Origin of the sequence: Butyricicoccus faecihominis, assembly GCF_024462775.1 — a bacterium.
Lineage (GTDB): Bacteria > Bacillota > Clostridia > Oscillospirales > Butyricicoccaceae > Agathobaculum > Agathobaculum faecihominis_A.
Window position 1 is genome coordinate 51,648 of sequence record NZ_JANGCE010000013.1, and the last position, 12,830, is coordinate 64,477.

Here is a 12,830-nt window from a genome sequence, read left to right on the forward strand (position 1 = left end):
TGCGACGAAACGCAAATCGTCGCAGCCACTTTTATGCTTATACGGTTTCCGGTACTAGATCCTCTAGGAAAAAGTCCGCGGCGATCTGCGCCAGCTTTTCCGGCATTTCGTTTGGCACCTCGTGCGAGATGCCGGGCAGGACCACATAGGGGGCATCTGGCAGCGCCTGCCGCACCTCGTCCTGATAGTCGGCGGCGAGCACGTCGTCCCGATCGCCCCACAGGATGAGGAGAGGCGCTTTGATAAACTGCACGAAGCCGCGGTTATCGGCTTGATGAACGCCGAACCAAGCGGCGCGCAGCGACGTTGCGCTTAAGCCGCGCAGCGTTGTGAAGTAGCCCATCGGGAAACCGGCGTCGCGGCAGTTTTCGGGATACGGGAGAAAACGCTCCTGCATCTCGGCGGGCGGCATGGCGGCAAGATCCATGGTCGCATACAGATCGTATTGCTCGGCCAGCGACGCCGCGGTATCGTGTCCGCGCAGCATGGCGGCAGCCAGCAGGAGCTTTTTGACGCGGCTGGGGTGCAGGAATGCGAACGTTTGCGCGATCATGGTGCCCATCGAGTGCGCCAACACGTAAGCGGATGGGACGCCCACGGCATCCAAAAACGCGGCGAGATCATCCGCATGCTCCTTGGGGGTGTACAGAAAGTCTTTCGGCTGGTCGGTCTGGCCAAAGCCGCGCAGGTCTACCGCGAAGATATGGAAGCGATCGCCCAGCGCGCAGATCGTTTGCCGCCAGATGCGGCTGGAATCGGTAAAGCCGTGAATGAGCAGCAGCGGCTCCGCGTCCTTTACGCCGGCTTCCATGTAATGCATGGTGATGCCGGTGCGCAGCGCGGCGGACTGGGTATGCGCGTGCCAGTCTCGGTGCGTCGGTACGGGTAACGTAGGATTCATCGTAGGGCCTCCTTTTGTTTGCGCGCCTCCAGATCAAGCATGATCTGCGGCATTTCTTTATCGAGCTTGTAAAACAGCATTAAAAGAGCGATAACGCCAAAGCAAAGCGCGGGGGTGAGCAGATAAATACGGGAGATCATGGTGTTGGCGGTTGCGGTCTGCACGGCGGCCAAGCCGTCGTAGCCCGCGGAGTCGAGCAGCCCGCCCACAATCGCGCTGGCCACGCCCTGACCGAATTTCTGCCCGACCGTGGCCGCGCAAAAAATAACGCCCTCGGTGCGCAGGCTGCTTTTCCAATGCCCATATTCCACACAATCCGCGATCATGGCGAACAGCACGGCAAAGCAGGGGGCGATGCCCGCGCCGCGCAGCACGGCCGCCACCGTGGCGACTGTCAGGTTGAGCGGCGCCGCCAGCGTGATCAGATGTCCGACTGTGACGACGCACGCGCCGGCCAGCATCATATTGCGCTTGCCAAGCCGGGGGATCATAAACGGCACCGCGATTGCGGTCAGTACGATGGTGGATAGCTTTTCCGCGGTGGTGAGCACGCTCATATAGTTGACGTTGTGCATCAGGTACTGGCAATAGTAGGATAGATTGGTGCCGGAGATCGTCAGGTAAAAGGTCGCCATGATCCACACGATCAGGCAGATGAACCAGTACTTATTGCGCAAAAGCGCGCGGAACGCCTTGCCGACGGGAACGGCTTCCGTGCTTTCGCCGCGTTCCTCCGGCGCGGTCTCCTTGGCCCAGAAAAAACACAGGAGATAGCACAGCGTCGCAATGGCGGAAAAACAGAGGATGACGAGGAGCCACGCTCTTTGGTCGCCGCCTAAGCGGTTGGCGACCGGAATGGTGAGCGCGGAGATGGCAAGCTCCATGACCGGCGCGCCGAATTGGCGCAGCGCGTTGAGCTGGCTGCGTTCCACGGGATCGCGCGTCATCAGAGAGTTGAGCGAGCTGAGCGCAAGGCCCGCCATTGTGTTGACAATGGTATTGGCAAAGTTATAGGCGACAAAGATATAGATCAGCTGTGCGAACTCGGACACGGGCGGCACCGCGAACATCGCGATCAGGCCGACAAAATGCGGCAGCGCCATGCGCAGCAGCCAAGGGCGCGCCTTGCCGTACTTAGAATGCGTGCGGTCGATGATAACGCCCGCGATAATATCGCTCGCGCCGTCGAAAAGACGGCTGATCAGCATGATCAAGGCAACCTTGGCAATGTTGATGCCCATAACGTTGGTGTAGAAATAAGTAAGGACTACGTTGATCAGGGTAACGATCGTCGTCTGCGCCGCACCGCCGCACATATAACCGGCGCGTGCGCGCAGGGTGAGTTTATTCTGGGGTGGATTCATATCCCGCGATGGCATGGCGGCGCCGGGTCCGCGCCACCATGCGCTCCTTCCTGTGTATGATGTTGGGAATGGGCGGCCTCAGCCGCGGTCCTTTTTCGGCACGGTGGTGAACTTCTTTTTGCCGAGCACCACGTCAAGTTCGATATCCGCGCTCGGATAACCCGCGATCAGCACGGCCTGCGCGTGGATGCCGGTGTCGCCTGTCTGAATGACCGCCTTGCAGCGGTCGCGCAGCTCGTAGTATTCCGGGGCGTAGTTGATCTGGCGCACCTTGTTTTCACCGAACAGCTCCACAAGGGTGCCGTAATCCTTAGCGTTTTGGTCGGGCATATCCTCGGTGATGATCGCGCCTTCAAAATCGCCGGCCTCGGCAAGTGTGCGGACGATGTCTTCAAAGGTGGGCGAGCCGGTCACGACCTCCACATCCAGATACTCCACGCTCGGGTCGAGCGGGTACAGGGCTTTGGAGCAAGTGCCGCTGCCGGAATCGGCAATAAAAAGCATTTCTCCGTGGCGGATGCTGGCGACGATAGCGGCGAGCCGTTCGTTCAGAATTCTTCTTTTCATCATTCAGGTTCCTTTCCTACGTTGTTTTTTTGTCTGATGCAGGAACGCTTCGTGTTCCTTGCCGGTTTTGCTATCATCAGTATAACGGATCGTAACAGCGCCCGCTCGCGCATAACTGCGGGATTTATCCCGCATAACGATGGGCGTGTGATACGGCTCTGCCGACGCTGCCTGATCAACACGCGATAAAAAACGAAGAAATGCGGGATAAAATGATCCGGCCTGCCGTCGTATAGGGAGTTTCTCTTGTAAAAAGGAGTTTTATATATTACAATATATATTATATATATAAAATGAAATGAAGGCAATTGAAATGCAGGAATTACTATACTGCGCGGGCGTTCGCGTAACCTATGAAACCGAACCTTCCCGCAAGATACACTGGCACGATACGCTACAGATCGTCTATCAGCTTTCGGGTAAATCCCGTGTGGTCCTGCGGGGGCGGCAATACGTGCTGCACGAAGCGGATCTCCTTGTGGTCAATCCGTATGAGCTGCATAATGTCGAACTGCTCGGCTCTTCCGCCGCATTGTCCTTTTGCTTTGCGCAGCCGCTGCTGTCGCGGCTCAAGGGGGCGCGGTTCGACTGCGTTTCTTGCTTGCATACCAAGTGGGAGCAAGCGAAGTTCACGCTGCTTCGCGCCGAGCTTGCCGCGCTGTTCCAGCACTACTACAGCGAACAGGAAGAACGGGAGCTGGAGCTGCTGAGTCACGCCTATTCGCTGTTTCATTTGCTTTTGACCGGCTTCCGCAGCGATACCGACAGCGAAGGCGGCGTGGATCAGTCGCGCGTGTCGCGCATCATGCAGTACTTGCACACGCACTACACGGAGGAAATAACGCTTCGTGATCTTGCGCAGCGGGAATACCTGACCCCAAACTATCTTTCCCAGTTTTTTCGCAATAAGCTGGGCACCACCTTTACCCAATACTTAAATGAAATTCGGTTGGACCACTGCTTTTTTGAACTGTGCAGTTCATCCAAAACTGTGACGGAAATCGCGCTTGACAACGGCTTTGGCCGGGTCGATACGTTTATCGAGCACTTCCGGCGCAAGTATGAGATCACGCCGGGCAAATTCCGCAAGGGCTTACAGAACATCGACTGCACCGATCCCAAACTGGTGCCGCAGTCCGCGCTGGAAAAACGCTTCGAGCCGCTGCTGCGCTACGCGGCCGCGACCGCGCAGGAGACCGTAACGGAAAAGCCGCTGCAAAAGCGGCGGCTCATGGTGGAGGCGGGCGGCGGGGGCGCGCCGGTCGTGCAGGATTGGCGCACGATCGTGAACGCGGGCTATGCGGATGATTGCTTTACCGCCGAGGTGCAGCAGCAGCTTGCCGTGTTGCAGCGCGCGGTTGGCTTTACCTATGTACGCTTTCACGGCATCTTCAGCGATACCATGCATGTGTATCAGGAGGACGCCGGCGGCAACCCCGCGCCGCGCTTCACCTGCGTGGACTTGCTGCTGGACCGGCTGCTCGCCATGGGGCTCAAGCCTTATATTGAATTTGGTTTTTTGCCCCGGCTTTTGGCGGGCAGGCAAAAGCCGGTGTATCAAAACCAAAGCTATATCGGCTTTCCTTCGGATCTGCATAAATGGACGCGGCTTGTTGAAGCATTCCTGCGCCATTGCATCCGCCGTTACGGACGGTCGGCCGTATGCACGTGGCGGTTTACCCTGTTCAGCATCAGTTTCTCATTATACGGTTTTCTGTCGGCCGAGGAATACGGTACGCTGTATCGGGAAACGCAGCGCACGGTCAAGCGGGTGGACGCAGGCTTACGGTTCGGCGGGCCGGGCATCGAAGGCAGCCTGCTGCTGGATGGGGAAGAATCTATCCTGACCGGTTTTTTGGAGGATTGCCGCCGGCAAGCTTGCTTGCCGGATTTTGTGACCATGCATTCTTTCCCGCATTCGTTCCGCGAGATCGCGATGGATTTTAACCGCATGGTGCACCGGAGCGATAGCAGCGCCACGTTCAAGCTGAGCGAGAACGAGCGCTTCATGGGCGACTGTATCGCCGCCATGGACAAAACGCTGCGGGCGCTTTGCTTAGATGAATTGCCGGTGCTGATCGATGAATGGAACGCCACCATCTGGCAGCGCGACCTATGCAGCGATACCTGCTATAAGGCGGTGCACGTCGTCAAAAATCTGGTGGAAAACATGGGGCGAACGGCGGGCAAGGCGTATTGGACGGTCAGCGACCTGATCAACGACTGGAAGCTGGCGGATACGCTGTTCCACGGCGGACACGGCATGTTCACCTGCAACGGCATACCCAAGCCGGTATTTTACGCCTATCAGCTTCTCAGCCGCATGGGAGACCGGCTGCTTGCGAGCGGGGACGGTTGGTATATCACCCGCGGCAAAGGCGGCGTTCAAATTCTGCTGTATAACTACTGCCACTATAATACGATGTACCGCATGCTTTCCGCGTTTCAGGACCCGAGCGACCGGTACAGCGCGTTTCGGCAGGGCGGGCCGGTGGAATATCATATCTCGGTGGAGGGGCTCGCGGGCGGCGGCTTTCGCTGCGAGACTGTTCGTCTCGGAAGGGAGAGCGGCAGCGCCTACGATGAATGGCTGCGCCTTGGCGCGCCCGAGGAATTGACGGCAATGGAAATCGACTATTTGAAGCAAAAAGCCGAGCCGGTGCGCCGCATCGAGCAGCGCGTTTCGCTGCGGGATATGCAAATCAGACTGGAAGCGCTGGAGGTCGTGCAGATGCTGATCGAGCCGATGGATCGGTAGCGTGCTGAAATTAAAACGGTCCGGGCGGGGTCGGCTGCTTCATGAGCCGGACCCGCCCGGACCGTTTATTTTTAGCGTCATGCGCCGTGCGGCAAGCGGAAGGTGACGCGCCAGTCGCCCTCGATCATCGTGTCCGCGGTATACAGGCTGCCGGTCAGCTTGCAGGCGGGCAGATCGAGGTAGGATACGTCGTAGATAAATTCGCTGTACTGCGTATCATCGCCGTCCGTTTGATACATCAGGGTCATGGCCGGCGAAACCTCGGTTCCGTCCGGGGCGGTGAGCTGGAACCAGCCGTGGTTATCATGCGCAAGGCGGCCCGTGGTGGCGTACAGCGCGTGCAGCTTGCCGCCCCGGTAGCCAAGGGCGGAGAGGGAGAAAACGCTGTCCTCGCTCTGCCAGAGCGCCTCCTGCGGCTTTAAGAAATCGTAAGTGTCGGGGATGTCGACCGTGGCGTCCGGCGTGCTCGCGCCGTTCACATACTGCTGCTCGGTGGGCGGGTCGAGCGGTACCTCGCCCAGTCCGTCTAAGATGACAACGTCAGTTTGCTCCCGCTGGCTGGTCAAGAGCTGGCGAACGGAAAAGGTGTACTTGCTTCCCCCAAATACTTCGCCGTCCATATTGGTGATCTCGATCAGGAAGGTCGCGGTCTTGGTCTCGTCATCGTATGCGACGAGCGAGCAGCCGCTCATCTGCCCGGTGCGCGCCGGATAGTGCAGCGAATAGCTGTCGTACAGGTCGAGCGAACCGTTGAAGCGCTCGCCGGTCAGGTCTTGCATGGTGAGATACACGCCCGCGGTGTCGCCGCGCACATAGGCGGAAACGACCTCCATTTTAACGCCGCTTGATTCCGATACCTCGTTCACCGGCATGAAAAACTGCGCGGTCGCGGGGGAGAGGAGATAGAGCGTTTCGTATACGCCGGGCACATTCGCCGCCAGCGCGGGCGTGCCGCAGCCGATGACCAGCGCGGCCGCGGCTGCAATGGCGATCGTACGGCGCATCCTTCGCGCGGGGCGGTTTTTTTGCGCGCTATGCATTTTCGCGGCGGTGGCGGCGAGCAGTTCGCCCGCCGGGGCGATCTCCTCATTCATTTTGCGGTAGTGTTCTTGAAACATCCTCGGCGTCTCCTTTCAGAATATCACGTAGCTTATAGCGGGCGCGGGTGAGCCGCGTGCGCACGGTCGAGGGCTTTTCGCCAAGCATTCCCGCGATCTCTTCCGCGGAATATCCCTCGTAGTAAAATAAATGGATCACCGCGCGGTATTTGGCCGGCAGCTTGCCGAGCGCTTCGTCCAGCCCTTGGTTTTCCGGGTCGGTAAAAGCGATCTGATCGTCAAGCGGCGCAGCAAGCAGCAGCCGCGCGCGCAGGAAATGGCTTTTGGTACAGTTGATCGTCACGCGCAGCAGCCACGCCTTTTCATGCGCCGCGCTTTCAAACTGCGGGCGCTTGCGCACCACGCGCAAAAACACCTCTTGAAAAATATCGTCCGCATCGCTCCGGGCGCGCGTTTGCGCGTACGCCAGCCGGTAGACCATATCGCCGTAGGCCTGAACGAGCTGTTCGGCGGTTTTGTTCTCCAATTCCCTCACCCTCCTTTCACCTGTAATACTCTGTGAAACCACGATTCGCTACAACCGATAGAAAAAAGGCTGTAAAAAAACTGTTGCAAAATAGAAGAGTACCCAAATGTCATTCTGAACGAAGTGAAGAATCTCGCGCGAACGCGCGTTCCCAGCGTAACTTCCGCGCGTTGGCACGAGATTCTTCGTCGCTTCGCTCCTCAGAATGACAAAATTGGTAGCATTCTTCGCTTTGCAACAGTTTTCTATTCACCGATATAAGTAAAGCGGGGGCCGTGATAACCGTCGCGGTCGACCGTTTCGCTCCACATGGCGGCGGGACGGACCCATAGGCCGCGCTCGCCGTACAGCGCGCGGTAGACCACCATGGGTTCCCTCGTCTCCGAATGCCGGGCAAGTCCCAGCACTTCGTATTCATTGCCCTTGAAGTGCCGGTACCGGCCGGGGCGGATATCCGTCACGTCACACCTTAATCGCGATTACTTCGACCTCGACCTTGGCGCCGAGGGGAAGGGCCGCTACCTGCACGCAGGAACGAGCCGGCGCCTTTTCCGGGAAGTACTGGGCGTAAACGCCGTTGAAAGCGGCGAAGTCGTTCATGTCCGCGAGGAAGCAGGTGGTTTTGATGACGCGGTCCAAGCCGACGCCCGCCTGCGCGAGAACGACCTTCAGGTTGTACATCACCTGCGCGGTCTGCTCCTCAATGGTGGTCGCGACGATCTTGCCCACCTTGGGATCGATCGGTACCTGACCGGAGGTGAACACCATGCCGCCGGCTTCGATCGCCTGCGAGTACGGGCCGACGGCTTCGGGAGCCATATCGGTGTAAATTACGTTTTTGATAGCCATGGAAAAACAATCTCCTTTTGTAATAAAATTAACTGGATTACTTTTTGCCGCCCTTGACCTTTTTCAGGCGCTCGGTGTTGGATAGGATCTTTTTGCGGATTCGCACCGATTGCGGCGTGATTTCAAGCAGCTCGTCGTCGCCGAGGAACTCAAGCGCGGCCTCGATCGACATCTGGCGCGGCGGGATCAGGCGCAGCGCGTCGTCCGAACCGGAGGCGCGGGTGTTCGTCAGCTGCTTTTTCTTGCAGATGTTCACGGCCATGTCCTCGCCCCTCGGGTTTTCGCCGATGACCATGCCTTCGTACACGGGCGTGCCCGCGCCGATGAACAGCGTGCCGCGCTCCTGCGCGTTATACAGGCCGTAGGTGATGGATTCGCCGGACTCAAACGCGATCAGCGAGCCGGTCGAGCGCTTGGACACATCGCCCTTGTACGGCTGATAGCTGTGGAAGACGGAGGACAGCACGCCTTCGCCCTTGGTATCGGTCAGGAATTCCGTGCGGTAGCCGAACAGGCCGCGCGCCGGAACCAGAAACTCCATACGCATACGGTCGGAGCCCTTGGGGTTCATCGAGATCAATTCGCCCTTGCGGGAGCCCATCTTTTCCATGACCGAGCCGACCGCTTCCTGCGGTACGTCGGCAATCATGCGCTCGATCGGCTCGCACTTGACGCCGTCGATCTCGCGGAACAGCGCCTTGGGCGCGCCCACCTGAAATTCATAGCCTTCGCGGCGCAGGTTTTCGATCAGGATGGAAAGGTGCATCTCGCCGCGTCCGCATACGCGGAACGCGTCGGTCGTGTCGGTTTCGTTGACACGCAGCGAAACATCCTTCAAAAGCTCGCGGAACAGGCGCTCGCGCAGGTGGCGCGAGGTGACGAACTTGCCTTCGCGTCCGGCGAAGGGGGAATCGTTGACCGAGAAGGTCATTTCGACCGTCGGCTCGGAGATCTTGACAAAGGGCAGCGGCTCCACGTGCTCGGGGTCGCACAGCGTTTCGCCGATCGTTACGTTCTCAATGCCGGAGAAGCAGACGATCTCGCCCGCGCGGGCTTCCTCGGCGGGCTGGCGCTGCAGGTCCTCGATCGTGTAAAGCGTGACGACCTTGGCGTTGTAGGGCTTGGTCGCGCCGTGGTAATCGCACACGGTGACGGTTTGTCCGACTTTCATCGAGCCGCGCTCGATACGGCCGATGCCGATACGGCCGACATATTCGTTGTAATCGATGGAGGAGACCAGCATCTGCGCCGGGCCGTCCGTATCGACCTGCGGGGCGGGGATGTGCTCAAGGATCTGCTCAAACAGGGGGGTCAGATCCTCGCCCTCCACGTTCGGGCTCATCGACGCCGTGCCCGCGCGGCCCGAGCAGTAGACGATGGGGCTGTCAAGCTGCTCGTCGGTCGCGTCGAGGTTCAGGAGCAGCTCGAGCACTTCGTCGCCGATCTCGTTCAGGCGCGCGTCCGGTCGGTCGATCTTGTTGACCGCGATGATGATTTTGTGGCCGAACTCCAGCGCCTTTTGCAGCACGAAGCGGGTCTGGGGCATCGGGCCCTCGGCCGCGTCCACTAGCAGAACGACGCCGTCCACCATTTTTAGGATGCGTTCAACCTCGCCGGAAAAGTCGGCGTGGCCGGGGGTGTCTACAATATTGATCTTGACGTCCTTATAATGGACGGAGGTGTTTTTTGCTAAAATTGTGATGCCGCGCTCGCGTTCGATATCGCCCGAGTCCATCACGCGCTCTTCCACTACCTGATTCTCGCGGAACGCGCCTGCTTGCTTGAGCATTTGATCGACCAGCGTCGTCTTGCCGTGGTCAACGTGCGCAATGATCGCAATATTGCGCAGATCGTTTCTTACCATATGAACCTCCTGATTTGGTCATTTTCCTACGGTTATTATTATACTTTTTTTTGCGGCCTATTTCCAGCTATTTAATGTTCAAAAAACCGGCTCGCAGCGGGGTGAAAACTGTGTGAATTTGCGGATTATCGTGTTTTTGTGTCACAGCACGATCTGTGCGGCGCCGAGGACCAGCATCAGCAGGCCGGAAAGACGGTTCAATCGCTTTCCGCTGACGAGCAGGCCGGCCCGCAGGCCAAGCGCGTTGCCAAGGCCGACGGTCAGAACGCTGGCCGCGCCGACGGCGACCCCGGCCCAAACCGGCGGCACGCCGGCAAGCCCCGCGCCGAACGAAAGGCCGATGCAGTTGGCCGCGAGCGCCGCGCCGAGCAGAACGGCGTCGCGTATCGACAGGCGGCCCCGCGCCGCGCCTTCCTCCGGCGTTTCCGGCTCGGGCTCCAGCATGGCGCGCACGCCGAGCGCGATGATCAGTAAGCCGCCCAGCACGTGCGTCAACCGTCCCCAGCCGAGCAGGAACGAGGCCGCGCCGCAGCACAGAAACGTCGCCACGGCGGAAAACAGGCCGATCAATATGTTGCAGCCCAGTGTGATGCGCCGATTTTGTATGCCAAAGGACATACCGAGAAACAGGTTATCAAGGTTTGCCGAGATGCTCAGCAGAAGCGCTGATAGGATCTCCATAGTTTTTCCTCCCGAATTGCATGCTATTCCAAACTATGGCGGCGGGAGAAAAAGCGTGCGGCGGGGGAAAGCAAAAACCGTCTCGAATGAGACGGTTTCATCTTTGGCAGCCGGAGAAGGATTCGAACCCTCACAAACAGAGTCAGAGTCTGTCGTGCTACCTTTACACAATCCGGCTATATCAACTTTTTTGCTAAACTGCAAGAGTTATTATACAGTATACTCTGCCAGAAAGTCAAGGGTTTTATTCGGGAAATCGGAAAAATTTTAAAAAGTTTGCTATCGCGCCCTGCATTGGGCGGGCGGTCCAGCGACCGACGTGCGCGATGGGGGCATGTTTGCCCCTGTCCGCGCATAAGATTTACCGTGTGAAAGGAGGCGGTGCGCATGACGGGCAGAAGGCCGGTGCGTAAGCATGGCGGAGGTGGCGGCAAGGGTCTGCTGATCTGCATGCTGCTCATTATTGGCTTATTTGTGCTGAAATATGCCGATACGCCATTTGCGCGTTCTGCGCGGGAAAAAGCGGCGGAGGTATTCGGCGGTTTTGGGATGGAGCACGTGCTGGCGGCGCTGGGCGGCGCGGAGAAGGACGAGGGTGCTGAAAACGTGTTTTCCGCCCAGACCGGCGCCGATACGGGGGCGGGCAAAACGGATAAAACCGACAAAGCGGATTACGCGGCGTCCTCCGGCGGCGCGGACGACATTTTGGGGCGGGAACAGACCCTGTTTCCCGACACTGTGGATGAAACGGTGTATCCCATGAAGTTCGAGCACAAGCAGCCGGCGGACGGCACGCTTACCTCGTCCTTCGGCAGCCGGCTCAGCCCGATCACGGGACAGCCCGGCTTCCATTACGGGCTGGATATCGCGGCGGACGAAGGCGTGCCGATCGGCGCGTTCGCGGACGGCACGGTGCGCGAGGTGGGCGAATCGAGCTACGGCAAGTATTTGATCATGGACCACGCGGACGGCTTTTCCACGCTCTACGCCCATTGCAGCAGCATTTCCGCCAAGGTGGGCGATACGTTTACCTGCGGGCAGGAGATCGCCCGTGTCGGGCAGACCGGCAACGCGACCGGCCCGCACCTGCATTTGGAGCTTTGGAAGGATGGGGCCGCGCTTGACCCGACGAGCTACCTGACCGCCGCGTGAGACTGGGCCGTTTGGAGGTGCGCGACGGTTTTTTCGTCACGCTGGCGGCCCTGCACTTGGCCGACGGGGCGGGCGTGCTGCCGCTGTTCCTGCTGGCCGCCGCGCTGCACGAATTGGGGCACGCGCTGACGCTGTACCTTGCGGGCGGCCGTCTGGACCGGCTGACGCTCACCGCCTGCGGCGCGGTGATGCGCTGCCGCTTGCCCGAGGGGCGCTGCGCCCGCGCGGCGATTTGTTTGGCGGGGCCGGCGGCAAGCTTTCTGCTCGCGGCAGCGGCCATGGCGGCGGGGGCGTATGTGCTCGCGGGCGCAAGCGTGCTGCTGGGCCTGTTCAATCTGCTGCCCATGCCGCCGCTGGACGGCGGTATGGCGCTGGCGCATCTGCTGGACGGAAGGCTGCCGCGCGCGCGGCGCGGCATCGCGCTGGCCGCCGCGTTGGCGGTGCTCGCGCTCGGCCTTGGTCTGGCGCGAATTGGCGGCGGCGTTTGGCTGCTGCTCATCGGTATCGCCGTGTCCGTACAGGCGGGGAAAAGCCTTGCCAAAAGGCCGGTGCCGGTGTAAAATAGAAATAACAACATAAAACAGACGGGATCGGAGGATTCATGTTTCGGATCGGCGACAAGATCGTACATCCCCTGCACGGCGCGGGCGTCATTGAGGACATCGTCGAACGCACGATCGACGGTGAAAAGGCGCAGTATTATGCCCTGAAGCTGCCGCTGGACAATGTCGTGCTGTTTTTGCCCGTCAACAACAGCGAACAGCTGGGCATACGCCCGGTTTGTTCCAAACAGGAAGCGACGCGGCTGCTGTCCCAGCTGGAGGCCCTTGCGCGCAGCGAGGACAAGGGCTGGAACCAGCGTTACCGCGAAAATATGCTGCGCATCCGTTCGGGCGATCTGCTCGAAGTGGGGCAGGTTGTCAAAAATCTGGCCGAGCGCGAGCGGGAACGCGGCCTGTCCACGGGCGAAAAGAAAATGCTCGCTTCATCGAGGCAGATCATCGTGTCCGAGGTCGCGTTCGCGCTGAACAAGACCCCGGAGGAAGCCGGGCAGCTGATCAATGAAAAACTTTGCATTCCATAACGAGTAAAAGATAGTAAAGGGGGCTT

General features: G+C 59.4%; 13 protein-coding genes and 1 tRNA gene. 4 read left to right on the top strand and 10 right to left on the bottom strand.

Features of this window, described 5'->3' with window-relative positions; translation table 11 throughout:
- Positions 1-37: 37 nt before the first annotated feature.
- The 3 genes from NE562_RS08580 to NE562_RS08590 form a co-directional block, all read right to left on the bottom strand.
- Positions 38-901 (bottom strand): alpha/beta fold hydrolase, encoded by an 864-nt coding sequence (locus NE562_RS08580; RefSeq protein WP_280961994.1) that lies wholly within the window; start codon positions 899-901, stop codon positions 38-40.
- On the bottom strand, positions 898-2,265 hold the full coding sequence (locus NE562_RS08585) for an MFS transporter (RefSeq protein WP_280961995.1): 1,368 nt from the start codon (positions 2,263-2,265) through the stop codon (positions 898-900). The genes NE562_RS08580 and NE562_RS08585 overlap by 4 nt, the downstream gene beginning before the upstream one ends.
- A gap of 78 nt (positions 2,266-2,343) precedes the next feature.
- Complete coding sequence (locus NE562_RS08590; RefSeq protein ID WP_280961996.1) at positions 2,344-2,835, bottom strand: RbsD/FucU domain-containing protein; 492 nt, start codon at positions 2,833-2,835, stop codon at positions 2,344-2,346.
- A gap of 310 nt (positions 2,836-3,145) precedes the next feature.
- Here NE562_RS08590 and NE562_RS08595 point away from each other — a divergent pair, with 310 nt between their 5' ends.
- A complete protein-coding gene (locus NE562_RS08595) occupies positions 3,146-5,590 on the top strand; it encodes a GH39 family glycosyl hydrolase (protein WP_280961997.1) in 2,445 nt (814 codons plus the stop codon).
- 77 nt (positions 5,591-5,667) lie between these two features.
- On the opposite strand, the gene NE562_RS08600 is transcribed toward NE562_RS08595, so the two are convergent.
- The 7 genes from NE562_RS08600 to NE562_RS08630 all read right to left on the bottom strand — a co-directional run bounded on the left by NE562_RS08600 (position 5,668) and on the right by NE562_RS08630 (position 10,746).
- Entirely contained in the window at positions 5,668-6,708 is a 1,041-nt protein-coding gene (locus tag NE562_RS08600; RefSeq protein ID WP_280961998.1) for a DUF4179 domain-containing protein, read from the bottom strand.
- Positions 6,677-7,183, bottom strand: coding sequence for an RNA polymerase sigma factor (locus NE562_RS08605; protein ID WP_419195999.1), 507 nt, complete (start codon positions 7,181-7,183; stop codon positions 6,677-6,679). The genes NE562_RS08600 and NE562_RS08605 overlap by 32 nt, the downstream gene beginning before the upstream one ends.
- Before the next feature lie 236 nt (positions 7,184-7,419).
- Positions 7,420-7,635: a DUF1653 domain-containing protein gene (locus NE562_RS08610; RefSeq protein WP_280962000.1), complete on the bottom strand. Its 216-nt coding sequence runs from the start codon at positions 7,633-7,635 to the stop codon at positions 7,420-7,422.
- Between the two features lies 1 nt (position 7,636).
- Complete coding sequence (locus tag NE562_RS08615) at positions 7,637-8,023, bottom strand: RidA family protein (RefSeq protein ID WP_305147422.1); 387 nt, start codon at positions 8,021-8,023, stop codon at positions 7,637-7,639.
- A 37-nt stretch (positions 8,024-8,060) separates the two neighbouring features.
- Positions 8,061-9,887, bottom strand: a complete 1,827-nt coding sequence (typA, locus tag NE562_RS08620) for a translational GTPase TypA (RefSeq protein WP_280962001.1) — start codon at positions 9,885-9,887, stop codon at positions 8,061-8,063.
- A 141-nt stretch (positions 9,888-10,028) separates the two neighbouring features.
- Complete coding sequence (locus tag NE562_RS08625; RefSeq protein WP_280962002.1) at positions 10,029-10,568, bottom strand: hypothetical protein; 540 nt, start codon at positions 10,566-10,568, stop codon at positions 10,029-10,031.
- Positions 10,569-10,672: 104 nt separating this feature from the next.
- A tRNA-Gln gene (locus NE562_RS08630) sits at positions 10,673-10,746 on the bottom strand.
- 209 nt (positions 10,747-10,955) lie between these two features.
- On the opposite strand from NE562_RS08630, the gene NE562_RS08635 reads away from it, so the two are divergent.
- The 3 genes from NE562_RS08635 to NE562_RS08645 are packed head-to-tail and all read left to right on the top strand — an operon-like array spanning position 10,956 to position 12,804.
- Positions 10,956-11,720, top strand: a complete 765-nt coding sequence (locus NE562_RS08635) for a M23 family metallopeptidase (protein ID WP_280962003.1) — start codon at positions 10,956-10,958, stop codon at positions 11,718-11,720.
- Positions 11,717-12,280, top strand: a complete 564-nt coding sequence (locus tag NE562_RS08640; protein ID WP_280962004.1) for a M50 family metallopeptidase — start codon at positions 11,717-11,719, stop codon at positions 12,278-12,280. The genes NE562_RS08635 and NE562_RS08640 overlap by 4 nt, the downstream gene beginning before the upstream one ends.
- A gap of 41 nt (positions 12,281-12,321) precedes the next feature.
- Positions 12,322-12,804, top strand: coding sequence for a CarD family transcriptional regulator (locus NE562_RS08645; protein ID WP_280962005.1), 483 nt, complete (start codon positions 12,322-12,324; stop codon positions 12,802-12,804).
- The last annotated feature ends 26 nt before the right edge of the window (positions 12,805-12,830 follow it).

What these genes read in the sequence shown, in the direction of transcription:
- NE562_RS08615 (WP_305147422.1), bottom strand. Translation starts at nt 8,023, where the DNA reads ATGGCTATCAAAAACGTAATTTACACCGATATGGCTCCCGAAGCCGTC.
- NE562_RS08585 (WP_280961995.1), bottom strand. Translation starts at nt 2,265, where the DNA reads ATGAATCCACCCCAGAATAAACTCACCCTGCGCGCACGCGCCGGTTAT.
- NE562_RS08635 (WP_280962003.1), top strand. Translation starts at nt 10,956, where the DNA reads ATGACGGGCAGAAGGCCGGTGCGTAAGCATGGCGGAGGTGGCGGCAAG.
- NE562_RS08645 (WP_280962005.1), top strand. Translation starts at nt 12,322, where the DNA reads ATGTTTCGGATCGGCGACAAGATCGTACATCCCCTGCACGGCGCGGGC.
- NE562_RS08600 (WP_280961998.1), bottom strand. Translation starts at nt 6,708, where the DNA reads ATGTTTCAAGAACACTACCGCAAAATGAATGAGGAGATCGCCCCGGCG.
- NE562_RS08625 (WP_280962002.1), bottom strand. Translation starts at nt 10,568, where the DNA reads ATGGAGATCCTATCAGCGCTTCTGCTGAGCATCTCGGCAAACCTTGAT.
- NE562_RS08595 (WP_280961997.1), top strand. Translation starts at nt 3,146, where the DNA reads ATGCAGGAATTACTATACTGCGCGGGCGTTCGCGTAACCTATGAAACC.
- typA (WP_280962001.1), bottom strand. Translation starts at nt 9,887, where the DNA reads ATGGTAAGAAACGATCTGCGCAATATTGCGATCATTGCGCACGTTGAC.
- NE562_RS08590 (WP_280961996.1), bottom strand. Translation starts at nt 2,835, where the DNA reads ATGATGAAAAGAAGAATTCTGAACGAACGGCTCGCCGCTATCGTCGCC.
- NE562_RS08580 (WP_280961994.1), bottom strand. Translation starts at nt 901, where the DNA reads ATGAATCCTACGTTACCCGTACCGACGCACCGAGACTGGCACGCGCAT.